Source organism: Sphingomonas sp. BGYR3 (genome assembly GCF_025153455.1).
Classification (GTDB): domain Bacteria; phylum Pseudomonadota; class Alphaproteobacteria; order Sphingomonadales; family Sphingomonadaceae; genus Sphingomonas.
The window spans coordinates 18,738-41,773 of sequence record NZ_JANZNT010000001.1 but is presented as its reverse complement, the minus strand read 5'-3'; the positions used below and the strand labels follow the sequence as shown (position 1 = coordinate 41,773).

The 23,036-nt window shown below is 65.6% G+C and carries 17 protein-coding genes; 8 read left to right on the top strand and 9 right to left on the bottom strand.

Translation table 11 applies throughout. The annotated features are described in order from the left end of the window. Positions 1–6: 6 nt before the first annotated feature. Entirely contained in the window at positions 7–1,500 is a 1,494-nt protein-coding gene (locus NYR55_RS00190; RefSeq protein WP_260021501.1) for a CoA-acylating methylmalonate-semialdehyde dehydrogenase, read from the bottom strand. A gap of 147 nt (positions 1,501–1,647) precedes the next feature. Beyond that, on the bottom strand, positions 1,648–3,138 hold the full coding sequence (locus tag NYR55_RS00185) for an MFS transporter (RefSeq protein WP_260019242.1): 1,491 nt from the start codon (positions 3,136–3,138) through the stop codon (positions 1,648–1,650). Positions 3,139–3,330: 192 nt separating this feature from the next. Here NYR55_RS00185 and NYR55_RS00180 point away from each other — a divergent pair, with 192 nt between their 5' ends. Then, positions 3,331–4,278 (top strand): DUF808 domain-containing protein, encoded by a 948-nt coding sequence (locus NYR55_RS00180; protein ID WP_260019241.1) that lies wholly within the window; start codon positions 3,331–3,333, stop codon positions 4,276–4,278. 28 nt (positions 4,279–4,306) lie between these two features. Here NYR55_RS00180 and NYR55_RS00175 read toward each other — a convergent pair whose 3' ends face one another. Beyond that, positions 4,307–5,335: a LacI family DNA-binding transcriptional regulator gene (locus NYR55_RS00175; protein WP_260019240.1), complete on the bottom strand. Its 1,029-nt coding sequence runs from the start codon at positions 5,333–5,335 to the stop codon at positions 4,307–4,309. Positions 5,336–5,619: 284 nt separating this feature from the next. Here NYR55_RS00175 and NYR55_RS00170 point away from each other — a divergent pair, with 284 nt between their 5' ends. The 6 genes from NYR55_RS00170 to NYR55_RS00145 all read left to right on the top strand — a co-directional run bounded on the left by NYR55_RS00170 (position 5,620) and on the right by NYR55_RS00145 (position 15,904). Then, positions 5,620–8,391, top strand: coding sequence for a TonB-dependent receptor (locus tag NYR55_RS00170; RefSeq protein ID WP_260019239.1), 2,772 nt, complete (start codon positions 5,620–5,622; stop codon positions 8,389–8,391). 94 nt (positions 8,392–8,485) lie between these two features. Further along, positions 8,486–10,012: a tryptophan halogenase family protein gene (locus NYR55_RS00165; RefSeq protein WP_260019238.1), complete on the top strand. Its 1,527-nt coding sequence runs from the start codon at positions 8,486–8,488 to the stop codon at positions 10,010–10,012. A 44-nt stretch (positions 10,013–10,056) separates the two neighbouring features. Continuing rightward, entirely contained in the window at positions 10,057–11,826 is a 1,770-nt protein-coding gene (locus tag NYR55_RS00160) for an alpha-amylase family glycosyl hydrolase (RefSeq protein ID WP_260021500.1), read from the top strand. 11 nt (positions 11,827–11,837) lie between these two features. Next, entirely contained in the window at positions 11,838–13,445 is a 1,608-nt protein-coding gene (locus tag NYR55_RS00155; protein ID WP_260021499.1) for an alpha-amylase family glycosyl hydrolase, read from the top strand. A gap of 24 nt (positions 13,446–13,469) precedes the next feature. Continuing rightward, positions 13,470–14,417: an alpha/beta hydrolase-fold protein gene (locus NYR55_RS00150; protein ID WP_260019237.1), complete on the top strand. Its 948-nt coding sequence runs from the start codon at positions 13,470–13,472 to the stop codon at positions 14,415–14,417. Continuing rightward, on the top strand, positions 14,414–15,904 hold the full coding sequence (locus NYR55_RS00145) for a tryptophan halogenase family protein (protein WP_260019236.1): 1,491 nt from the start codon (positions 14,414–14,416) through the stop codon (positions 15,902–15,904). Before NYR55_RS00150 ends, NYR55_RS00145 begins: the two co-directional genes overlap by 4 nt. Positions 15,905–15,935: 31 nt before the next feature. Here NYR55_RS00145 and nadA read toward each other — a convergent pair whose 3' ends face one another. From nadA to NYR55_RS00115, 6 genes are all read right to left on the bottom strand, one after another. Continuing rightward, positions 15,936–16,934 (bottom strand): quinolinate synthase NadA, encoded by a 999-nt coding sequence (nadA, locus tag NYR55_RS00140; RefSeq protein WP_260019235.1) that lies wholly within the window; start codon positions 16,932–16,934, stop codon positions 15,936–15,938. Between the two features lie 55 nt (positions 16,935–16,989). Beyond that, positions 16,990–17,766 carry a hypothetical protein gene (locus NYR55_RS00135; RefSeq protein ID WP_260019234.1) on the bottom strand — a complete coding sequence of 259 codons (777 nt, stop codon included), beginning with the start codon at positions 17,764–17,766 and terminating at the stop codon, positions 16,990–16,992. A 75-nt stretch (positions 17,767–17,841) separates the two neighbouring features. Then, positions 17,842–18,555 (bottom strand): DUF4230 domain-containing protein, encoded by a 714-nt coding sequence (locus NYR55_RS00130; RefSeq protein WP_260019233.1) that lies wholly within the window; start codon positions 18,553–18,555, stop codon positions 17,842–17,844. Beyond that, the gene (locus tag NYR55_RS00125; protein ID WP_260019232.1) at positions 18,552–19,409 is read right to left on the bottom strand and encodes an MBL fold metallo-hydrolase; all 858 of its coding nucleotides are present in this window, start codon (positions 19,407–19,409) and stop codon (positions 18,552–18,554) included. Before NYR55_RS00125 ends, NYR55_RS00130 begins: the two co-directional genes overlap by 4 nt. Positions 19,410–19,592: 183 nt before the next feature. Further along, positions 19,593–21,263, bottom strand: a complete 1,671-nt coding sequence (locus NYR55_RS00120) for a M56 family metallopeptidase (RefSeq protein ID WP_260019231.1) — start codon at positions 21,261–21,263, stop codon at positions 19,593–19,595. Further along, complete coding sequence (locus NYR55_RS00115) at positions 21,260–21,628, bottom strand: BlaI/MecI/CopY family transcriptional regulator (RefSeq protein ID WP_260019230.1); 369 nt, start codon at positions 21,626–21,628, stop codon at positions 21,260–21,262. Before NYR55_RS00115 ends, NYR55_RS00120 begins: the two co-directional genes overlap by 4 nt. A gap of 206 nt (positions 21,629–21,834) precedes the next feature. Between NYR55_RS00115 and NYR55_RS00110 the strand changes: the two genes are divergently transcribed. Next, positions 21,835–22,896, top strand: a complete 1,062-nt coding sequence (locus NYR55_RS00110; RefSeq protein ID WP_260019229.1) for a mannose-1-phosphate guanylyltransferase/mannose-6-phosphate isomerase — start codon at positions 21,835–21,837, stop codon at positions 22,894–22,896. Positions 22,897–23,036: the final 140 nt, after the last annotated feature.

The following is a 23,036-nucleotide window of genomic DNA, read 5'->3' as shown; positions in this document are numbered from 1 at the left end:
GGCGGCTTACCCCATCGTCGGAATGACGAACGCATTGCTACCGTCCGGCGCGCCATCGGGCCAGCGCTGGGTGACCGTCTTGACCCGGGTCCAGAACCGGACGCCCTCCATCCCGTGCTGGTTCACGTCGCCGAACGCGCTGCGTTTCCACCCGCCAAAGCTGTGATAGGCGACGGGCACCGGGATCGGCACGTTGATGCCGACCATGCCGACATTCACCCGCGCGGCAAATTCGCGGGCGGCGTGGCCGTTGCGGGTAAAGATGGCGACGCCGTTGCCATATTGATGCTCGCTGGGCAGGCGCAGCGCCTCCTCGAAATCGTTCGCGCGGACGATCTGCAGCACCGGGCCAAAGATTTCCTCGCGGTAGCTCTCCATCGTCGGGGTTACGCGGTCGAACAGGCTGGGGCCGATGAAAAAGCCCTGTTCATGCCCCTGAAGCGCAAAGCCGCGTCCGTCGATCACCAGTTCCGCGCCCTCGTCCACCCCGGTCTGAATCCATTGTTCCACCCGTGCGCGGTGCGCGGCGTTGACGACCGGGCCGTAATGGGCGTCGGCATCGGTGGAGACGCCCACGCGAAGGGCATGGATTGCGGGGATCAGCTTTTCACGCAGGCGATCGGCGGTCTGTTCGCCCACCGGCACCACGACGGGCAGCGCCATGCAGCGTTCGCCGGCCGATCCGAACGCGGCGCCGGACAGGTCGGCCACCACCTGATCCAGATCGGCGTCGGGCATGACGATGCCGTGGTTCTTGGCCCCGCCCATCGCCTGGACCCGCTTGCCCGCATCGACGCCGCGCCGATAGACATAATGCGCGATGTCGGACGACCCGACAAAGCTGACCGCGCCGATGGCGGGATGATCGAGGATCGCGTCGACCATCGTCTTGTCGCCATGCACGACCTGAAGGATGCCGTCGGGCAGCCCCGCTTCGCTGAACAGTTCGGCCAGGCGAACGGGGACCGACGGATCGCGTTCCGACGGTTTCAGGATGAAGGCGTTGCCGCAGGCGATGGCGACGCCGGACATCCACAGCGGGATCATCGCGGGAAAGTTGAACGGCGTGATGCCGGCCCCGATGCCGATGGGCGTGCGCATCGAATAGACGTCGATGCCGGGGCCAGCGCCGGGGGTATATTCCCCCTTCAGCGCGTGGGGGATGCCGCAGGCGAACTCGATCACCTCCAGCCCCCGCTGAATGTCGCCGCGCGCGTCCGCAATCACCTTGCCATGTTCGGAGGAGAGCAGATGGGCGAGGCTGTCCATGTTCGCCTCGACCAGTTCCTTGAACCGGAACAGGACGCGGGCACGCCGCTGCGGATTGGTGGCGGCCCAGCCGGGCTGAGCGGCCTGAGCCGCGGCGACGGCGGCATCGAGCACCGCAGCATCGCCCAGCGCCACGCGGGCCTGAACCGTCCCGGCATTGGGATCGAACACATCGCCGTGCCGCGTCGCGGCGGGCACTGGCCCGGCCAGAAAATGGTCGATCATCCGCATCGCATCGTCTCCTGTGGCATCATCGCCGGTCTGACGCCGACTCATGAACGCGTAATTTAATTGCGTTGTGCCACAGGCGATCGCGGCTGTCAGCCCCGCCCAAAAGCTGATCTTTTTTCGTTTCCGCTGCGTAATTTTATTTCAGGATCAGTGCCCTTCAGGCTCCGGCACGCGCAGCATGGCGAGCGCGGCCAGCACGAACACCCCGGCGGCAAAGGCCATGGTCCATACCGGCTGATCGGGAAAGAACACTTTCATGATCGTACCCATGACCGTTGCCACGAGCAGTTGCGGGATGACCACGAACACGTTGAACAGGCCCATATAGATGCCCAGTTTCTGCTGCGGCAGGGCCGAGGCGAGGATGGCATAGGGCATGGCCAGGATCGAGGCCCAGGCGATGCCGATGCCGATTTCGCTGACGATCAGCCAGCGATGGTCGGTGATGAAGAGGAAGCCGGCAAAGCCCGCCGCCCCGGCCAGCAGCGCGATGATGTGGGTGCGCACCCGGCCGACCCGCCGCGCCAGCAGCGGCAGGAAGGTCAGCGCCGCGACCGCCGCAATGCCGTTATAGATGGCGAACAGCACGCCCGCCCAGTTGCCCCCGGCATTGAATGCCGCGCCGCTGGTATCCGTCGCGCCGAAATAGTTCGCGGCGACAACGGGCGCGGTATAAATCCACATGATGAACAGCGCAGACCAGCTGAAAAACTGGACCAGCGCCAGCCGTTTCATGATGTCGGGCATTCCGGCAAAATCGCCGACGATGCTGGCCAGCATATGCTGGTCCCGGCCGTTGCGGGCGAGCAGGATGGCGGCGATGCTGGCGATGCCATAGCCGATCAGCAGACCGCCGAGCAGGAACATCTCCTTTTCCAGCGCAAATGCCTGAACCGCGGCGATCACCGCCGCGCCTGCGCCGATCCAGGCAAGGGGGGCGGCAATGCTGCGGTCGGACAGCGCGCGCACGGGCTGGGCCGCCGCCTCTGCCTCGCCATCGAAGGCGGCAAGCTCGGCCGGCGAATATTCGCGGGTGGTCACGATGGTCCACAGAACGGCAAGGAACAGCGCGGCCCCGCCCGCCCAGAAGCTCCATCGCACGGTGTCGGGCACCACGCCGGGCGCAGCCTCGTTTGCAACGCCAAGGCTGGTCAGCGCCCAAGGGAACATCGAGCCGGCCACCGCGCCGACGCCGATGAACGCCGTCTGCACCGCATAGCCGGCGGTATGCTGATCCTTGCGCAGCATATCGCCGACGAACGCGCGAAACGGCTCCATCGAGATGTTGAGCGAGGCGTCGAGCAGCCACAGCATGATCGCGGCAAAGATCAGATGTTCGGCCAGCGGCATCAGGAACAGCGACAGGGCAGCCAGCACGGCGCCGGCCAGGAAATAGGGACGGCGGCGACCAAGGCGGCCCAGCCAGGTCCGGTCGCTGAAATGCCCGATCACCGGTTGCACCAGCAATCCGGTCAGCGGCGCGGCGATCCACAGCGCGGGCAGATTGTCGAGCGATTCACCCAGGGTCTGGAAAATGCGGCTCATATTCGCGTTCTGAAGCGCGAACCCGATCTGGATGCCGAAAAAGCCGAAGCTGATGTTGAACAGACCCGCCCAGCCCTGACGCGGCTTTTCCATGGTCCTCCCCTTACATGATGCTGTGTTGTTGCCGCGACCTTGCGGGCAAGCGCGGGCCATTGAAACCGGTATTCGTATGCGCGGGATATGCGCTGCACCCGCGTCATTTTTGCCGAAGTGGCTCTAGCCGCCGCCGCCGACCGCCGATAAGGCTGTGCCAGTCGCCCGCCAACGCCCAAAGGATCCCGCACCATGCCCAGCGGCCTGATTGCCCTGCTTGACGATGTGGCCACGCTGACCAAGCTGGCGGCGACGTCGATCGACGATGCGGGGGCCGCAGCGGCGCGGGCGGGCAGCAAGACGGTGGGCGTGGTAATCGACGATGCGGCGGTGACGCCCGGTTATGTCGTCGGCCTGCCGCCGCAGCGGGAATTGCCGATCATCGGCAAGATCGCGCTGGGATCGCTGAAGAACAAGCTGTTGTTCCTGTTGCCCGCCGCGCTGGTGATCAGTGCGTTTCTGCCGTGGCTGCTGACGCCGCTGTTGATGATCGGCGGCGCCTATCTGTGTTTCGAGGGCGCGGAAAAGGTGGCGCACAAGCTGTCCGGCCATCATGGCGGCGAGGGGGTCGAGACGATCAGCGACCCGGCCGAGCTGGAGGAACGTCAGGTCACCGGCGCGATCCGCACCGATTTCATCCTGTCGGCAGAGATCATGGCCATCGCGCTGGCCGATGTCGAAGCCAGCCCGATCTGGCAGCAGGCCATCGTGCTGGCGCTGGTCGGGACGGCGGTGACGGTCGGGGTTTACGGCCTGGTCGGCGTGATCGTGAAGATGGACGATATCGGCCTGCACCTGGCCAAGGGCAAAGGGGCGCAGGCGGCGTTCGGACGGGGCCTGGTCGCGGCGATGCCGCGCCTGCTTTCCACCCTGTCGGTGATCGGGACGGCCGCGATGATCTGGGTCGGTGGCGGGATCATCGTCCATGGGCTGGCCGAGTTCGGGCTGGACTGGCCGGAGCACGTCATCCACGACGCGGCGGTCGCCGCCGGGGGTGCGGTGCCCGCAGTGCATGGCCTGGTCGAATGGGCGGTGACTGCCATCGGCAGCGGCATCATCGGCGCGATCCTGGGTGCCGCCATCGTCGGCGTGCTGCACCTGTTCCCCAAGAAGAAGGACAGCCCGGCCGCAGCGCACTGAGGGTGGCGCGGTGCGGCCAGCGGGCGGATCAGCCGCCGCTGGATTGCCGGATTTCTAGATGCACGGGCAGGACCTGATCCTGCACCGCCTCGCCATGGATCAGGCCGATCAGCGTATCGACCAGCATCTGCCCGGCGGCCCGGCTGTCCTGCACCACGCTGGTCAGCGGCGGGCGGGTGAGCCGCGCGGCGGGGATGTTGTCGAACCCGACGATGGCGACATCGCCCGGCACGTCCCGGCCGGCGGCCTGAAGCGTGCGCATCGCGCCGATGGCGATCAGATCGCTGGCACAGACCAGCGCATCGAACGGCACACCGCGCGACAGCAGGGCGGAGGCCGCCGCCTCGCCATCCGCCTCGTTCGACAGGGCATCGGCCTGTAGCGCGGGATCGCTGGCCAGCCCGGCGGCCTGCAACGCGGCCTCATGCCCCCGATAGCGGGCAAAGAATTCCGGATAATGGGTGGAGGCATCCCCCAGAAAGCCGATCCGCCCCCGCCCCCGATCGATCAGATGGCGGGTCGCATCATGTCCGCCCTGAAAATTGTTGGAACCGATGGTCACGCCCGGCTGTCCATCCCGGCTGGAGCCCCAGAGCACGAAATGCGTCCCCTGTGCCACCAGCTGTTCCAGCCGCCCGCGATAGGTTTCGTAATCGCCATAGCCGAGCAGGATGATGCCGTCCGCCTTGCGGCTGTCCTCATAATCCTTGTGCCAGTCGGTGCTGAACTGCTGAAACGAGATCAACAGGTCATAGCCGCGCTGGGCGCAGGCGCGGGTGATCGATCCCAGCATGGACAGGAAGAACGGATTGATCTGGCTGTCATCGGGCGAGGGATCCTCGAAGAACAGCAGGGCCAGCGTGTTCGAATGTTGGGAGCGCAGGTTCGAGGCGTTCTTGTCCACCTTGTAATTCAGCTGGGCGGCAATCGCCTCGATCCGCTTGCGCGTCTCCTCGCTGATCGCCGGACTGCCGCGCAGGGCGCGCGAAACCGTCGGCTGGGACACCCCGGCCAGTTCGGCGATATCGAAACTCGTGATCTTGCGCGGTGCCGTCATCGCCGGGCCATGCCCCCTCCCCCAGATTTGCGCCACCCGGTTTCAAAGATCGGGTATGCTGCAGTGATGCCGAAATGCCGCACTGGCCTGTCCTTTGGCCCCCGTGCATACGAGTGCATAGGCGTATTCGTATGCACATTTGTTGCCCGCGCCAAGGGGGCGAACGCATTCAGGCGCCATCGGATGCACGGTGCCCGATCTTGAATTCAGCACCCTTGCGCGGACGAAACAGACACCACCACCGCCACACGAAGCGGGCCGCCGGGATCCTGGGGAGGACAGACATGAAGGTTTCCATCAACGCGCGCGGCCCGCTTGGCCTCAGCCGGCTGTGCCTGACGTCGAGCGCGCTGGCGCTGGCGCTGACCGCTGCGCCTGCCATGGCGCAGGACGCAGCCCCCGCCGCCGATGAGGCGACGGAGCAGGCCGAAACGGCCGAGCAGGACCAGTCCATCGTCGTCGTCGGTTTCCGCGCCTCGCTGCAGAGCGCGGTCAGCGAAAAGAAGGACAGCGATCAGATCGTCGAATCGGTTACCGCCGAAGACATCGGCAAGCTGCCCGACAACTCGATCGGCGAATCCATCGCGCGCCTGCCCGGCGTCACGTCACAGCGCGCCAATGGCCGCGCCAACGTCATCGCGATTCGCGGCTTCGGCCCGGATTTTTCCACCACGCTGCTGAACGGTCGCGAGCAGACATCGAACGGCGACAATCGCGGCATCGAATTCGACCAGTTCCCCGCCGAAGTCGTCAATCAGGTCGTGATCTACAAGTCGCCGACCGCCAACTTGATCGGTCAGGGCCTGGTCGGCACGGTCGATGTCCGCACCATCCGTCCGCTGGAATATGGGAAAAAGGTGCTCGCGATTGGCGCGCGCGGTTCCTATGCGGATCTGGGCAAGTTGAATACCGGGTCGAGCGACCTAGGCTACCGCGTGAACGGCACCTTCGTTCACCAGTTCGCCGACGACACGCTCGGCATTTCGCTCGCCGCCTCCTATGTCGATGAGCCCTACCAGGTTCAGGAATTCAACGCCTGGGGCTATTTCGACCCGACCGGTAACGGCAATCAGGCACCGGCTGGCTCCAAGTCGTTCGTGACCTCGACCCAGCTCAAGCGCCTCGGCATCAACGGCACGATCCAGTATGAGCCGGCGCCGAACTGGATGGTCACCGTCGATGGCTTTTACTCCAAGTTCAAGGACGAGCAGATCAAGCGCGGCATCGAATTGCCGTTCAGCTTTTTCGGCACCACGTTCGACCCCGCCGGCGCGACGGCCGAGAACGGCGTGTGGCGCACCGGTACGTTCCGCAATGTGCAGGGCGTGATCCGGAACGATCGGTTCGACAAGGAATCCGACCTCTATTCGTTCGGTTTCAACACGAAGTATGAGGGCGACGACGGCTGGAATGCCTTTATTGATTTCGGCTATTCGCGCACGGACCGTACCGAACTGTCGTTCCAGAGCTATGCCGGCACCGGCTATGACTGGGACGACCCGAACGATCCCAGCGACAATTTCGCCGCGGCCGACCGAACCGACACGATCCGGTTTGTGAACAACGGCAAGGGCATCTTTTTCACGCCGACGCTGAACTATGCCGACACCAACCTGATCAAGCTGACCGATCCGCTCGGCTGGGGCGGCAGTCGGATACAGGCCGGATACTATAACGACCGCCGGGTCGAGGACGAACTGAAGCAATATCGTGCCGAAGTCGGCAAGACGTTCGAGGACGCAGGGTTCATCGCAGGCGTTCGCGCTGGCCTTGCCTATACCGACCGCACCAAGTCACTGACCCCGGACGAAGCCTTCCTGGTGCTGGCCAACGGCGCCCGCGAAGCGCCGGTGCCGCAGAGCGTCGTGCTGGAACCGACTAACCTCGGCTATCTGGGCCTTGGTCCGGTGCTCAGCTACGACCCCCGTTCACTGACCGAAAGCGGCGTGCTGCGCTTTGACCCCAACACGTCTCAGGACGTGCTGTCGAAGCTCTACTCCGTGTCGGAAGACCTGATGAGCGGCTATCTCCAGGCCGATCTGGGTCACGATTTCTCGGGTGCGACACTGACCGGTAACCTGGGCGTTCAGGCGATCTGGTCCGAACAGAAGTCGACCGGCTTTATCTATCCCCCGACGGGTCCGGTCGTGACGACGCTCGGCACGGATTACTGGGACGTGCTGCCCAGCCTGAACCTGTCGCTACGCTTTGAAAGCGATTTCGTGGTCCGTTTTGCCGCGTCGCGTCAGATCATGCGGCCGCAGCTTGACGACATGCGCGTCGCCATCGGTTATGGTGTCAACAACGACATCACGCCAGGCCGTCCGATCATCTCCGGCGGTGGTGGCAACCCGTATCTGCGTCCGTATCGGGCCAATGCCCTGGACCTGAACTTCGAGAAATATTTCGGACGCTCAGGCTTCGTCGCACTGCAGCTCTATTACAAGGACATCGTCAGCTATATCGACGGCGGCCGCTTCGCCTTCGATTACTCGGCCTTCCCGCTGCCCGCCAATGCGCCGCCGAACCTGCCGACGCTGGGTTTGCTGGATACCGAGATCAACACCGGCGGCGGCGACTTCTACGGTGCGGAATTCGCCTTCACCCTGCCGTTCGAAGTCATCACCAGTGCGCTGGACGGCTTTGGCGTGACCGGCGGCGTTGGCTACACCGAAACCAAGGTCGAAAATGCCCAAGGCGCCATCGACCAGATCCCCGGTTATTCGCAATGGGTCGCCAACGGCACGGTGTTCTTCGAAAAATGGGGCATCAACACCCGCGGCAGCGTGCGCTATCGTTCAGGCTTCCTTGGCGACTTTGGTGCGTTCGATGGTTCGATCGCCCGCAAAACCGCGCTTGAGGAACTGATCGTTGATGCACAGGTCGGCTACGACTTCCAGTCGGGTCCGCTCAACGGCCTGTCGGTCTATGTCCAGGGTCAGAACCTGACCGATGAACCCTTTGCCTCGGTCGCCGATCCCACCCGTCCTGCAACGGTGACGGATTACCAGACCTATGGCCGCCGTTTCCTGGCGGGATTCACCTATCGGTTCTGACGCGATGCGGATGGTGGGGGGCCGGCATCAGGCCCCCCGCCACCCCGCCCGACTGGCCTGCCATCGACGGTGGTCTTTCCTGAAGGGGATTGCAGTGACCGACACTCCAGCCCGACATATCGTCATTGCCGGTGGCGGCACGGCCGGGTGGATGGCGGCGGCTGCGCTTTCCCGCTTTCTGGGGCGCGCGTGGCGCATCACGCTGATCGAATCCGAAACGATCGGCACGGTCGGCGTGGGCGAGGCGACCATTCCGCCGATCCGCACGTTCAATGCGGGCCTTGCCATCGACGAGGCAGAGTTCGTCCGCGAAACCCAGGGCAGTTTCAAGCTGGGCATCCGGTTCGACGGATGGTTGGCACCGGGCGAGGCGTATATCCACGCCTTTGGCGCGATCGGGCGGCCGCTGGGCCTTCTTCCGTTCCTCCCCTACTGGCTTCGTCATCGCATGGGTGGTGGCGGGGCCGATTTTTGGGATTTCTCCCCCTCTGCGCTCGCCGCCCGCGCCAATCGGTTCGGCGTGCTGGAACAGCGGGCGGACGGGCCGCCGGTCGGCCTTGCCCATGCCTATCATTTCGATGCCGGCCTCTATGCCCGGTTCCTGCGCCGCTATGCCGAGGCGCGGGGCGTCGAGCGGATCGAGGGGCGCATCGTCAGCATCGAGCGACAGGCAGAGAGCGGCGATGTCGCCGCGCTGATGCTGGACGGGGAACGGCGGGTTGCGGGCGACCTGTTCATCGATTGCACCGGCTTTCGCGCGCTGCTGATCGGCGGGGCGCTGGGCGTCGGCTATCAGGACTGGCGGCACTGGCTGCCCTGTGACCGGGCGGTCGCGGTGCCGTGCGAGCGGGTGGAGCCGCTGACCCCGTTTACCCGCGCCACCGCGCGCGAGGCGGGATGGCAATGGCGCATCCCGTTGCAGCACCGGACGGGCAATGGCCTCGTCTATTCCAGCGCCCATATGAGCGACGCCATGGCGACCGAAACGCTGATGGCAAACCTGGACGCGCCCGCCACCGCCGAACCGCGCCTGTTGCAGTTCGTGACCGGGATGCGCGACCGGGCATGGTCGCACAATGTCGTGGCGCTTGGCCTGTCCGGCGGGTTTCTGGAGCCGCTGGAATCGACCAGCATCCACCTGATCCAGACGGGCATTGCGCATCTGCTTCAGTTCCTGCCCGGCGAACAGGATGCGGCGGAGCGCCGGGACGCGTTCAATCGGCAGATGGCGCATGAGTTCGTCAGCGTGCGCGACATGCTGATCCTGCATTACCATGCCAATCGCCGGCCGGGCGAGTTCTGGGCCGCGTGCCGGGCGATGGCGGTTCCCGACAGCCTGACCCGGCGGATCGCCCTGTTCCGCGAGGCGGGCCGCGTCGTCCGGTTCAACGAGGAGCTGTTTACCGAGGATGGCTGGGCCCAGGTGATGCTGGGCCAGGGGATCATGCCCGGCGGCTATCACCCGCTGGCCGATCAATTGAGCGAGGCGCAGCTGGCCGAGTTCCTGTCGCTGGCCGCCACCCATGCCCGGCGACAGGCCGATGCGCTGCCCCCCCATGCCGATTTCATTGCGGCCCATTGTGCCGCCACCCCAATTCAGACCGAAAGGGCGTTTGCGTGACACGTGTTTCCCGATGGATGGCGGGCATTGCCGCCGCCGCAGCGATGCTGCCCCAGATCGCCGTTGCGCAACAGGCGACGCCGGCCGCGACCCGTGCGCTGCGCCAGCGGTTGCCGCAGGATGAGGTCATCTATTTCCTGTTGCCCGACCGGTTCGAAAATGGCGATCCGGCGAACGACCGGGGCGGTATCGGCGGCGACCGGATGGCGCATGGGTTCGACCCGGCGCACAAGGGGTTTTACCATGGCGGCGACCTGAAAGGGCTGATCCAGCGGCTGGACTATATTCAGGCGCTGGGCGCAACCGCGATCTGGGTTGCGCCGATTTTCAGGAACAAGCCCGTGCAGGGCGGGCCGGGCCAGGAATCGGCGGGATATCACGGGTACTGGGTGACCGATTTCACGCAGGTCGACCCGCATTTCGGCAGCAATGCGGATTTCAAGGCGCTGGTCGATGCCGCCCATGGCCGGGGCATGAAGGTGTATATGGACATCATCGCCAATCACACGGCCGATGTGATCCGGTACCGGGAATGTGGCGATTGCGCCTATCGCAGCCGTGCGGACTATCCCTATTCCCGGCAGGGCGGCGTGAAGGGCAAGGCGATCAATCCGGGATTTGCCGGGGATCAGGTGATGACGACGGGCAATTTCGCCCGGCTGACCGATCCGAACTGGGCATACACCCCCTATGTCCCCGAGGCCGAGCGGAACGTGAAGGTGCCGGCGTGGCTGAACGACCCCATCCATTATCACAATCGCGGCAACACGACGTTCGAGAACGAAAGTTCGACCATGGGCGATTTCGTCGGTCTGGACGACCTGATGACCGAAAGCCCCGTGGTCGTTCAGGGGATGATCGACATTTTCGGCGGCTGGATCGACCGGTTCGGCATTGACGGGTTCCGCATCGACACCGCCCGCCATGTGAACCCGGAATTCTGGCAGAAGTTCGTGCCGGCCATGCGCCAGCGGGCAAAGGCAAAGGGCATTCCGAATTTCCACATCTTTGGCGAAGTGGCGCTGGACGGGGTCAATCCCGGTGGGCTGGCGCGCTTTACCCATGTCGACCGCTATCCCGCGGTGCTGGATTTTGCGTTTCGCAGCGCGGTGATCGAAAGCATTGCCGGCAAGGGCGGTACCGACCTGTTCGTCCGGCTGCTCGACGGCGATGCGCTGTATGCAGAGGGGGCGGATATCCTGCCGACCTTTACCGGCAATCACGATGGCGGCCGGTTCGGCCATTATGTCCGCAAGGCGTTTCCGAAGGCGGGCGATGCCGAGGTGCTGGCGCGGGTGGAGCTGGCCCATGCGTTCATGTTCGGCCTGCGCGGGGTGCCGACGATCTATTCGGGCGATGAACAGGGCTTTGCCGGGGACGGCATCGATCAGGACGCGCGCGAGGACATGTTCCCCAGCAAGGTCGCCGTGTACAACGACAATCGCCTGATCGGCACCGACAGGACGACGGCGGCGAGCAATTTCGACACGGGCCACCCGCTGTTCCGCGCCTTTGCCCGGCTGGCGGCGATCCGCCGGGACAGCGCGGCGCTGCGCCGGGGCAGGACCCTGGTGCGCGCCTATGGCAAGGAACCGGGTCTGTTCGCCGTATCGCGGTTCGACCCGGATAATGGCGCGGAAACGCTGTTGCTGTTCAACACCGGCACCAAACCGGTCAGCGGCAATGTGGAGGTGGACCCGGCAACGCGCGGCTTCACCGCAAAGCATGGACCGTGCGCCAGCGTCACTGCGCCGGGCAGCGCGGCCTATGCCCTGCCCCCCCTTGGCTATGCGATCTGTGAGGCGAGCAAGTGAACGCGCCCGACATGAACGGCATGGCACCGGCCAAGAGCGCCCATGAATGGTGGCGCGGTGCCGCGATCTATCAGATCTATCCCCGCAGTTTTCAGGATTCGAACGGCGATGGCGTCGGCGACCTGCCGGGCATCACGCAGCGGCTGGGCCATGTCGCTTCGCTGGGCGTGGATGCGATCTGGTTGTCGCCATTCTTTACGTCGCCGATGAAGGATTTCGGATATGACGTCAGCGATTATTGCGATGTCGATCCGATTTTCGGAACGCTGGACGATTTCGACGCACTGGTCGCCCGCGCCCATGCGCTGGGCCTCAAGGTGATCATCGATCAGGTCTATTCCCACACCAGCGACCAGCATGACTGGTTCGCCGAGAGCCGGTCGAGCCGGACCAATGCAAAGGCGGACTGGTATGTGTGGGCCGATGCCCGCCCGGATGGCAGCCCGCCCAACAACTGGCAATCGGTGTTCGGCGGCCCCGCCTGGACATGGGACGCGCGGCGCGGGCAATATTATCTGCACAATTTCCTGGCCAGCCAGCCGCAGATGCACGTCCACAACCGCGAGGTGCAGGACGCGTTGCTGGCCACGGCCCGGTTCTGGCTGGAACGCGGCGTCGACGGGTTCCGCGTGGATGCAATCAACTTTGCGATGCACGATCCCGAACTGCGCGACAATCCGCCCGCGCCGGACACGGGCAAGCCGCGCACGCGCCCGTTCGATTTCCAGCAGCACGTCCATAACCAGTCCCATGCCGACATTCCGCTGTTCCTGGAGCGGCTGCGCGGCGTGCTGGACGAATATGGCGCGACCTTTACGGTGGCAGAGGTGGGCGGGCCTGACCCCGATCCGGAGATGAAGGCATTCACAGCCGGTGGCCGGCGGCTGAACAGCGCCTATAGCTTTGATTTCCTCTATGCCGACCGGCTGGACGGCAGCCATGTTGCCGAGGCGCTGGGCCGGTGGCCGGAACAGCCGGGAACGGGCTGGCCCAGCTGGGCATTCGAAAATCACGATGCGCCGCGCGCCATTTCGCGCTGGGCATCGCCCGATCAGGCCGCGGCCTTTGGCCGGATGAAAACGACGCTGCTGGCGTGCCTGCGCGGCAATATCTTCCTCTATAATGGCGAGGAGCTGGGCCTGACCCAGGTGGATATCGCGCAGGAGGATCTGCGCGATCCCGAAGCCATCGCCAACTGGCCCATGACGCTGAGCCGCGACGGCGCGCGCACCCCGATGGTGTGGGAAGCGGACACGCCCGGCCATGGCTTTTCCGACGCGCGGCCATGGCTGCCCTTTGGCCCGGATCACCCGGCGCTGGCGGTGGACCGGCAGGAGCGCGATCCCCAGTCGATGCTGGCCCAGACGCGGGCCGCCCTGTCGCTGCGCAACGGGCACCCGGCGCTGCGCTGGGGCGAGATGACGGTGATCGAGGCGTCGGCCGGGCATATCGTGTTCGAACGGACGCTAGGTGCGCAGCGGATGCAATGTGCGTTCAACCTGACCGACCGGGCGATGGCGTGGACCGGCGGCAATGGCCGGATCGCCATGGCCGTGAACGGGGCGACCGCAACCGAATTGCCAGCCCATGGTGCGATCGTCATAGAATCCGACCGGTAGGCAATCGGAGGGAAGGACGGGGCGATGGTGCGCGGGATGCTATGCCTGGGTGCGGCGGCGATGCTGACCGCCGCCGGGCCGGTCGGTGCGCAGGATGGTGCCGCCATCCGCCCGGCGGATCGCAACGGCACGCTGGTGCAGGTGCAGCCCATTGCATCGCGGCACACCGCGTCCCCCCGCCTGACCCTCTGGTTGCCGCGCGGCTATCCCGCGCCCCGCACCCGCTATCGCGTGCTGTACATGCCCGACGGGCAGAACCTGTTCGATCCCAAACTGTCGGGATATGGCAAGGTGTGGGGCGCCGATGTCACGGCCCAGCGGTTGATCGACGAGGGCGCGGCAAAGCCGTTCATTATCGTCGGTACGTGGAATGCGGAGGGCGACCGGTATCGCACCTATCTGCCCGACAGCCTGTATCGTGCGGCAAAAGGGCAGGAGCGCGCGGAGATGGTCCGCAGTGCCGACAGCAAACCCGTTATTTCGGCGGGCTACCTCCGCTACCTGACCAGCGAGCTGAAGCCGTGGGTGGACCGGAATTACCGCACCCTGCCCGGCCCGTCGGATACCGCGATCATGGGGTCGAGCATGGGCGGCCTGATTTCGGTCGAGGCGCTGGCCAAATATCCGCGCGTGTTCGGCCGGGCGGGGGCGCTGTCGATCCACTGGCCGATGGGCGATCCGCGCACCATGAACTCCGAAGGCGCGGGGATGAAGGCGCTGTGGAAAACCTATCTGACCCGAACGCTTGGCGCGCCCAGGGGTCGGCGGCTGTGGATCGACCGGGGCACGGCGACGCTGGACCAGTATTACGGCCCCTATTTCGAACGCGGGGTCGAAAGCCTGAAGGCCGCAGGCTGGCGTCAGGGCAAGGATTTCAGGGCCGAAGTGTATCACGGCACGGAACATGACGAGCGGGCCTGGGCCGAGCGGCTGGACGAGGTGCTGGCATGGCTGTGGAGCGATGACGGGTGAGCGGGACGGCGCACCATATCGTCATCCTGGGCGGCGGAACGGCAGGGTGGATGGCCGCGTGCCTGATCGCGCATCACGGGCGCGGGCGCGGGGTCGCCGTGACCGTGGTGGAAAGCCCGGACATCGGCATCATCGGCGTGGGCGAGGGATCGACGCCGCACCTCAAGCATTTTTTCGACACGCTGGGCATCGCCGAGCGCGAATGGATGCCGGCGTGCGATGCGACGTACAAGACCGGGATCCGGTTCAGCGGATGGGGCGGCAATGACGGCCCGGCCAGCTATTTCCACCCCTTTCCCACCGAAATCGACCGGCATAGCGAACCCGATTTCCTGACCGCCTGTGCCGCGCGCCGGCGCGGGGAGGATGTGCCCGCCCATCCCGACGACTGGTATCTGACCGCGTGGCTGGCCGAGCATGGCCGGGCACCGATTGCGCCCGATCATTTCCCGTTCCGCATCGGATACGGATATCATTTCGACGCGCACAAGGTGGGGGCGTTCCTGCGCGGACGGGCGACGGCGATGGGCGCGGCACACCTGTCGCGCACGGTCGACCGGGTCGAGGTGACGGGCGAAGGGACGGTCGCCGCGCTGATCCTGGATGGCGGGGAGCGGCTGGCCGGGGATTTTTTCATCGACTGTTCCGGCTTTCGCAGCCTGATCCATCAGCAGGCGCTGGGCGTGCCGTTCCTGCCGTTCGCCGACAATCTGTTCAACGACCGGGCCGTGGTCGCCCCCACCCCCCTGCCCGATGGCGAGATCGCGCCGCAGACCGGGGCGACGGCCCTGTCCGCAGGCTGGGTGTGGCGCATTCCCCTGACCAGCCGGGTCGGCAACGGTTATGTCCATTCCAGCCGGTATATCGACAAGGACGCGGCCGAGGCGGAGTTTCGCCGTCATATCGACCTGCCCGACGATCAGCCGGTCCGGTTCCTGGACATGAAGGTCGGGCGGGTTGCCGACAGCTGGGTTTCCAACAGCCTGGCCGTCGGCCTGTCCCAGGGGTTTCTGGAGCCGCTGGAGGCGACGGCGCTGCATATCGTGCAGGCGACGCTGGAGGCGTTCATCCAGACCTATTGGGATGGCGGCTTTACCCCCCGCCACCGCGACACGTTCAACCGCACGATCAATGCGCGGTACGAGGGGATCCGGGATTACATCGTGGCGCATTACCGGATGAACCGGCGGCAGGCGTCGGATTACTGGACCGATGCAGCGGGGATCGAGGCGCTATCCGATCCGCTGAAGCAGGTGATGACCGCCTGGTTCACGCGGGGCGACGTTGCCGCCACCATCGAGGGGCTGGGCATTGCGCGATACTATACGCCGATGAGCTGGCATGCGCTGATGGCCGGATACGGCACCTTTCCCGCCCGGCTGAGGCCCGCCGAAACGCGGGTGCGGGACGTAGCGGACGTGCGCCGGTTCATCGCCGCGTGCGGCAGCAACTTTCCCGCGCATCGGGCGGCACTGGCAGAAGCCTAGCCCACCGTCATTGCGAGCGCAGCGACGGGTTTCAATCCCCGTCGATTGCCAGCGGACCCAGGTCGCCCAGACCGACGGTGCCCCCGGCCATGGCGAGCATCCGGTCGAGGCTGCGCTTGGCCTTGACCCGCAGGCCTTCCTCGATCTCGATCCGCGGCTGAAGATCGCGCAGCGCCAGATACAGCTTTTCCATCGTGTTCAGCGCCATGTAGGGGCAGATGTTGCAGTTGCAGTTGCCGTCCGCGCCCGGCGCGCCGATGAAATTCTTTTCGGGCAGCGCCTTTTCCATCTGATGGATGATGTGCGGTTCGGTCGCGACGATCAGCGTGTCGCCGGGGAAATCCTGCGCAAAGGAAAGGATGCCGCTGGTCGAACCGACATAATCGGCATGGTCCAGGATATGCGGCGGACATTCCGGATGCGCGGCGACGGGCGCGCCGGGATGCTGCGCCTTCAGCTTCAGCAGCTCTGTTTCGCTGAACGCTTCGTGCACGATGCAGACGCCCGGCCACAGCAGCATTTCGCGGCCCATCTTACGATTGATGTACCCGCCCAGATGCCGGTCGGGGCCAAAGATGATCTTCTGATCCTTTGGAATCTGGCTCAGGATCTTTTCGGCCGAGGAGCTGGTGACGATGATGTCCGACAACGCCTTCACCGCCGCCGAACAGTTGATGTAGGTGAGCGCGATGTGATCGGGATGCTGCGCCCGGAACGCCGCGAACTGCGACGGGGGGCAGCTGTCCTCCAGTGAACAGCCGGCGTCCATGTCGGGCAGCACCACGATCTTTTCGGGCGACAGGATCTTGGCGGTTTCGGCCATGAAGCGCACGCCGCAGAACGCGATGACATCGGCATCGGTATCCGCCGCCTTTCGGCTGAGATCGAGCGAATCGCCGACGAAATCGGCCAGATCCTGAATCTCCGGCTTTTGATAATAATGGGCGAGGATGACGGCATTGCGCTCTCGCTTGAGGCGCATGATCTCGTCCAGCAGATCGGTGCCCGTCGGCAGGGTCGGCGCGTTCATTGGGAAGTCCCTCCTCGCATGGTCGCCGCCCACATGGCCCGGATGGGCGCGGGGTTCAAGCCATGGGCGGGAACGGCGGGTAATCGAGCGGCGCAATGGCCGCGCCCGGCGTTCCGGCCGTCACGGCAGCATGGATGGCATCGCCGATCGTGGAATAGGCGATGACTTCCCACGCCAGCATCGTGCCAACCAGCGCAGCCATACCCCACCACCATGCCGGATGCACCCGTCCGCTGCGCCGCAGATCGGCGATCATACCGGCGATCGGAAAGACAAGGCCGACGACATAGGCCGATTCAAACGCCCATGGGATCATGAACGGAAGCGGCAGCAACCGCCCGAACCCGGGACCAAGCAGCATCGCCATGCCGCACAGGTGCAGCCTTTTGTGCCATTCCGGCCGCCGCCGGTTGACGATGGCGGCGATGGTCAGCCCGGCAAAGCCAAGGACGGTCATCGGATTGGCGATGAGGAAATATTGCGGCGTAAAGAAGAACGGCACGGTTCCCGCGCGGGTGCGGGCAACGGTGATGGCAATCCCCAGGATCACCATCGCCACCATCCAGCCGGCCGCGATCCAGCCAAGCGTGCGATGCAGGCGAAGCGCGCCGGTGGTGCCCAGCATCGTCTGGACAACGAACAGCACGACCCATCCGAAAAAGACGATGCCATGGGCGTGGGTCAGCGGCGCGGCGTTGAAGCTGGACCGGCCCATGGCCAGTTGAAACGAAAATCCGGCAACCATCACCAATGCCATCAGTATGGCCGACAGAATGAAGAAACGATCGCCGCGCGCCTGCACCCCGCCGGGTGCCGCTGCCAATGTTGCCATGATGCCCATCCCCCCGAATAGCCGCGGGCACCATACCAGCTTTTCGCCGTCCACACTATGCGGACGCGCGACGGGTCAGCCGCGGTTAGCCAGCACCTCGTCCACCGGGCGGGTCACGTCCCAGCGTTCGCCATCGTCGATGCGGCGTTCGTTGGGAAAGGTGACGACGACCCGCGCATCGCCATAGCCGGTGGCGGCCAGCGGCATCCCCAGCACGCGGGTGACCGAGCGCCGGGCAAATTCGCGCGCCTGCGCCATGCGTTCGGGCGAGCGGGCAGCGGCGCCTGCCCCGCTGGTGGCGGAGGCAGAGGCGCGGCGGGCCAGTTCCTGTCCGGCCGCACGGGTGACGAACAGGCCGTCGACCTCCGACACCGACACCGATCCTTCGTCGATATTGGGGGTGCCGACCGTCACCTCCGGCGCATTGACGATCAGGGTGCGGCTGTCGTCATTCCATTCCAGGTCGCCGGGCCGGATGGCGGACAGGTCGACGTAATAATCTACGCTGTACGGCGCTTTCGTCACCAATCGGGAACGGAGCACCCCGCCCCAGCGGACATCCTCTGCCGTTGCCTGGATCGTCCCGTTCAGGCGCGAGACGCGCAGCTCGCCCGCGCCGGACAGCCGGGCGGTGATGACGCGGGTGACGGCGACGCCGCTTTCGTCCCGCGTGACCACCTCGGTTTCCTGGTGCCGCTGCCACGCCAGCCAGGCCAGCACCGCAAGGATCGCGGCAAGCAGCACGGCAATGGCGATCAGTAATGGCTGACGGGCGAAACCACGGGTCATGACGCGCGCCATTCGTCCCCGGCCCCGGCCACAAGGCCGCGCCGTTCCAGGTCGATCAGATGCGCCAGCACCGATCGCTGCGCCGCACCTACAAGGCGGGGGTCAAGGCCGACATACATCCGGTCCACCATGGCGGGGATTGCCCCCACCCCTTCGCCCAGCAGGCGCAGAATCTGCCCCTCCCGCTGCTTGCGATGGCCGAGCAGGCCGCGCACGAACCGCTGCGGCCGTTCGATGGGATCGCCATGGGCGGGATAATAGATGCGGTCGTCCCGCGCCATCAGTCGTTCCAGGCTGACCAGATAATCGCCCATGTCCCCGTCGGGCGGCGCAACGACGCTGGTCGACCATCCCATGACGTGATCGCCGGTGAACAATGCGCCCGATTGTTCCAGCGCAAAGCACAGATGGTTCGACGTATGGCCCGGCGTTGCCAGTGCCGTCAGCGTCCAGCCGGTTCCGGCGACCTGATCGCCCTCTGCCAGCACGCGGTCGGGGGCATAGTCGCGGTCGAACGCTGCATCGGCGCGCGGCCCCGCATCGTCGATCGAAAGGGGTGCGCAGCCGATGATCGGCGCGCCCGTCGCGGCCTTGAGCGGCCGGCTGGCCGGGCTGTGGTCGCGGTGTGTGTGGGTACACAGGATCGCCTCCAGCCGCCGGGTGCCAAGGGCCGCCAGGATGGCGTCCAGATGAGCCGGATCGTCCGGGCCGGGATCGATCACCGCAGCATCGGCATCGCCGACGACCAGATAGGTCTGCGTCCCCGTATAGGTATAGGGCGACGGATTGGGCGCCAGCACGCGCAGGACCAGCGGATCGATCCGCATCGCGATGCCGGTGGGGGGAGCAGTCATGGAAAGGACATGGCCATGGCCATCCGGCGAGGCAAGAGCGGATGACGCATACGGGCCGATGACGAACGGGGCTGTCCCGCGAAGGATCGGGACAGCCCCGCCGGAACCGGCCGGAAGCAATCTGGGGTTAACTTCCGCTCCGGCCCCGCCCCTCCCCAGGGGTCGACGGCAATGGCCGGGCGCTTACTCCTCCGGCGACTGCTGTTCCTGTGCGATCTCGCGGATCGCCTGATCAATCCCGGCCAGCGCCTCGCGCTTCTGATCGGCGGACAGGCTGTCCTGCATCTCGATCGACTTGCGGGCATGGCGCAGGCCCATCATCGCGCTGCTGAGGCCCATGGTCCGCGAGCGCAGCGCCAGCACCCGGGCACCCTTGGCATCGGCCATGGCGACATCGGCAAGCCTGGTAGCGTTCAGGGTCATCGCCTCGATCCGGTCGGTGCAGATGACGGTGACCGACTTGCCACCCACCTTGTCATCCGTCCGCTGCACCATCATGCCATCGCCCTTGCCGCACTTGCCCTCGCGGATTTCGGGGATCTGGATTTCGGGCATCCGGGCCAGCTTTTCCGCATTCTCGCGCCACAGCTTTTTGTCAGCGACCAGCCCATCGAGCACCTGCTGGTCCAGGCCACGATCGACGGTGATGACCCGGGCATCGCCCTTGTCGACGCGGATGACCTTGACCGTCCGCTTCGCTTCATCCTCCGGCAATGCCGGCTTGGCCGGTGTTTCCGGCGTGGCGGGTTCAGCCGTCTGAGCCGGGGCCGCCGGAGCCAGCGGCGCGATGGCGGAAGGCAGGTCGATCGCGGCCAGTTCGACGCCGGTGGCGCGTTCCACGCCTTCCCGCATCTTTTTGGCAGCAGCAGTGCCCGAAGCGGTCAGCGCAAGTCCGGCCAGCGCAATTCCCGTCAGGGTGATGCCCCCGGCGACGACGCGGCTGCGGGGGGTCGGTTCGTGTTTCGTCAGCATCTTCAGCCTCCCTTTGAGGTCGTTGATCGTATGCAGGTGACAAGCCGCCGAGACCGCGCCCCCATGCGCGCTCTTGACGATCGCACGGCCATAAGCGTGCCGCAGCGATTGGGGTCGACCGGCGAGCACCAGGGCATCGCAGGCCAGTTCCTGATCGGCGCGAAAGGCGCGATATGCCCGCCACGCGACCGGATTGAACCAGTGAAGGGCCAGCATCGCGAGCGCAGCCCAGTTGGCGATCAGATCGCCGCGCGCGTGATGGCCAAGCTCGTGCGCCAGCGCGAGGGCGCGCTCCTGTTCGTCATAACGTTCCCCGAAATCGCTGGGAAAGGCGATGGTCTTTCGCCAGATGCCAAAGGCAAGCGGGCCGGTGGTCTCGTCCGTTTCGATGACCCGCACCGTCCCGTCGGCAACGACCGATCGTAGCCGCGCACTGCGCTGAAGCCGCGCGACGAACAGGGCATGCGCCACCAGATGATAGCCAAGGAACGCGATACCGCCGACGATCCACAGCGCGATCATCAGCGCAGCGACCGGGGCGCCGTCCGTGACCAGCGTTGGCGGCACCAGCGCGACCGGCACGCTGTCCCCCGCCAACGCAAGCGGGATCGCCCGGTCGGCCAGGTCAGCCGGCAGCGCGGACGGATCCAGCGCGCCTGCCACCACTTCTGCTGTGCGCATACGCTCCACCGCAGGGGCGAACAGCGCGCTCCACTGCCAGTCGCCGGGCAGCGGCGGCAACACCATGCGCGCCAGCGGGATCGACCATAGCGCATAGGCGATATGCGGTCCGAACCGCGCCCGCACCGGCCCCCGGATCGCCAGGACCAGCAGCATCAGCAGCGTCGTCGCCACCAGCGTTTCCACCGCCCAGCCGATCATTGCTTCAGCTCTCGCAGCAGGGCCTCGATCTCGGCAATGTCATCCGCGGTCAGAGCATCGCGCTCTGCCATATGAGCGACCAGCGGGGTCAGACGCCCGCCGAACAGACGATCCATCAGGCGGCGGGATTCGCCCTCCACATAATCCTCGCGCGCCACCAGCGGGCGATAGCGATAGCGGCGGCCATCCTCTTCATGCGCGATGATATTCTTCGCAAGCAGGCGGCCGAGCAGCGTCTTGACGGTGTTCGCGCTCCAGTCGCGTTCCGCCGGGATGCGCTCGACCACTTCCTGTGCCGTCAGCGGGCTGTCCTCCCAAAGGACCTCCATCACCGCATGTTCGGCATCGCTGATCCGTTCCGACATGACGACTCCCCAATGAACAAACCCACGACTACGGTTGTAATCGACTTGATTACATCTGTAGTCAATAGGCTGAACGCAAAATGAATGTCTCGCTATCGGAACAAGCCGGCCCGATGCCCGTTGCCCATCCGCGCCGCCCAAGTTACGGGCAGGAGACTGAAAACAGCGATTGGCCGGCACATGCCCGCGCCGTGGGGGACGACGTGATGACCAAGGCCGCATTGATCACACCCGTCATCCTGTCGGGCGGTTCGGGCACACGCCTGTGGCCGATGTCACGGCCGGAGATGCCGAAACAGATGCTGGCGCTGACCGGCGATCAGACGATGCTGCAGATGACGGCACTGCGGACCGCCGATACAGAGGCGTTTGCCGCGCCGCTGGTCATCGCCAATGCGCAGCACGCCGACCTGATCCAGCAGCAGCTGGACGACGTGGGCATCCGTCCGGCGGCAATCGTGCTGGAACCGATGGGCCGCAACACTGCCCCTGCCATCGCGCTGGCCGCGATTGCCGCAGGCGGGGGCGATGCGATGCTGCTGGTGATGCCGTCCGACCATGTCATTGCGGACGTTTCCGCCTTTCATGCAGCCATCGCGGCGGCCCGGCCGATGGTGGAACAGGGCTGGCTGGTCACGTTCGGCATTCAGCCCGATGCCCCGGAAACCGGCTATGGCTGGATCAAGGTGGGCGATCGGATGGCCGACGGCGTGCACCGCGTCGACCGGTTCGTGGAAAAGCCGCCGCTGGACAAGGCCGAGGCGATGCTGGCCAGCGGCGATCATGCCTGGAATGGCGGCATCTTCCTGTTCAGGGCCGATGCCTATCTGGCGGCGCTCGACCAGTTTGCCCCGGCGATGCGCAGCGCGGCGGCGGAGGCGATCGAGCTGGCCCGGCATGACGGCATTGCCATTCACGCCGACGCCGACGCCTTTGCGCGGTCGCCGTCCGATTCCATCGACTATGCCGTCATGGAACGGGCCGACCGGGTCGCGGTCGTCCCGGTTTCGATGGGGTGGAGCGATGTCGGCAGCTGGGACGCGCTGCACGCGATCAGCGCATCCGACGCGGCGGGCAATGCGCACAAGGGCGATGTGATCGCCATCGATACCGAGCGATGCCTGGTCCAGACCGACGGGGCGCGCATCGCCATGGTCGGGGTTGAGGACCTGATCGTGGTAGCCAGTGGCAAGGATGTGCTGATCCTGCCCCGCGGCCGCAGCCAGGAAGTCAAGCGGCTGATCGAGGCGATGAAAAAGGGCGACTGATCGAACGGCGGGCTGAGCCGCCTGTCGAAAATCCTTACAGCCAGCGGGCGGTGCCCTGCCCCGTTAACCAGTGAATCCGTTGCTATTGAGACAAGCGCCAGGATTGGCACGTCCGGTGCAACGCTAGGGGCAGCGAGCGC

Bases quoted from the DNA above. Each gene is read 5' to 3' on its own strand.
- NYR55_RS00190 (WP_260021501.1), bottom strand. From the start codon at position 1,500: ATGCGGATGATCGACCATTTTCTGGCCGGGCCAGTGCCCGCCGCGACG.
- NYR55_RS00185 (WP_260019242.1), bottom strand. From the start codon at position 3,138: ATGGAAAAGCCGCGTCAGGGCTGGGCGGGTCTGTTCAACATCAGCTTC.
- NYR55_RS00180 (WP_260019241.1), top strand. From the start codon at position 3,331: ATGCCCAGCGGCCTGATTGCCCTGCTTGACGATGTGGCCACGCTGACC.
- NYR55_RS00175 (WP_260019240.1), bottom strand. From the start codon at position 5,335: ATGACGGCACCGCGCAAGATCACGAGTTTCGATATCGCCGAACTGGCC.
- NYR55_RS00170 (WP_260019239.1), top strand. From the start codon at position 5,620: ATGAAGGTTTCCATCAACGCGCGCGGCCCGCTTGGCCTCAGCCGGCTG.
- NYR55_RS00160 (WP_260021500.1), top strand. From the start codon at position 10,057: ATGCTGCCCCAGATCGCCGTTGCGCAACAGGCGACGCCGGCCGCGACC.
- NYR55_RS00155 (WP_260021499.1), top strand. From the start codon at position 11,838: ATGAACGGCATGGCACCGGCCAAGAGCGCCCATGAATGGTGGCGCGGT.
- NYR55_RS00150 (WP_260019237.1), top strand. From the start codon at position 13,470: ATGGTGCGCGGGATGCTATGCCTGGGTGCGGCGGCGATGCTGACCGCC.
- nadA (WP_260019235.1), bottom strand. From the start codon at position 16,934: ATGAACGCGCCGACCCTGCCGACGGGCACCGATCTGCTGGACGAGATC.
- NYR55_RS00135 (WP_260019234.1), bottom strand. From the start codon at position 17,766: ATGGCAACATTGGCAGCGGCACCCGGCGGGGTGCAGGCGCGCGGCGAT.
- NYR55_RS00130 (WP_260019233.1), bottom strand. From the start codon at position 18,555: ATGACCCGTGGTTTCGCCCGTCAGCCATTACTGATCGCCATTGCCGTG.
- NYR55_RS00125 (WP_260019232.1), bottom strand. From the start codon at position 19,409: ATGACTGCTCCCCCCACCGGCATCGCGATGCGGATCGATCCGCTGGTC.
- NYR55_RS00120 (WP_260019231.1), bottom strand. From the start codon at position 21,263: ATGATCGGCTGGGCGGTGGAAACGCTGGTGGCGACGACGCTGCTGATG.
- NYR55_RS00115 (WP_260019230.1), bottom strand. From the start codon at position 21,628: ATGTCGGAACGGATCAGCGATGCCGAACATGCGGTGATGGAGGTCCTT.
- NYR55_RS00110 (WP_260019229.1), top strand. From the start codon at position 21,835: ATGACCAAGGCCGCATTGATCACACCCGTCATCCTGTCGGGCGGTTCG.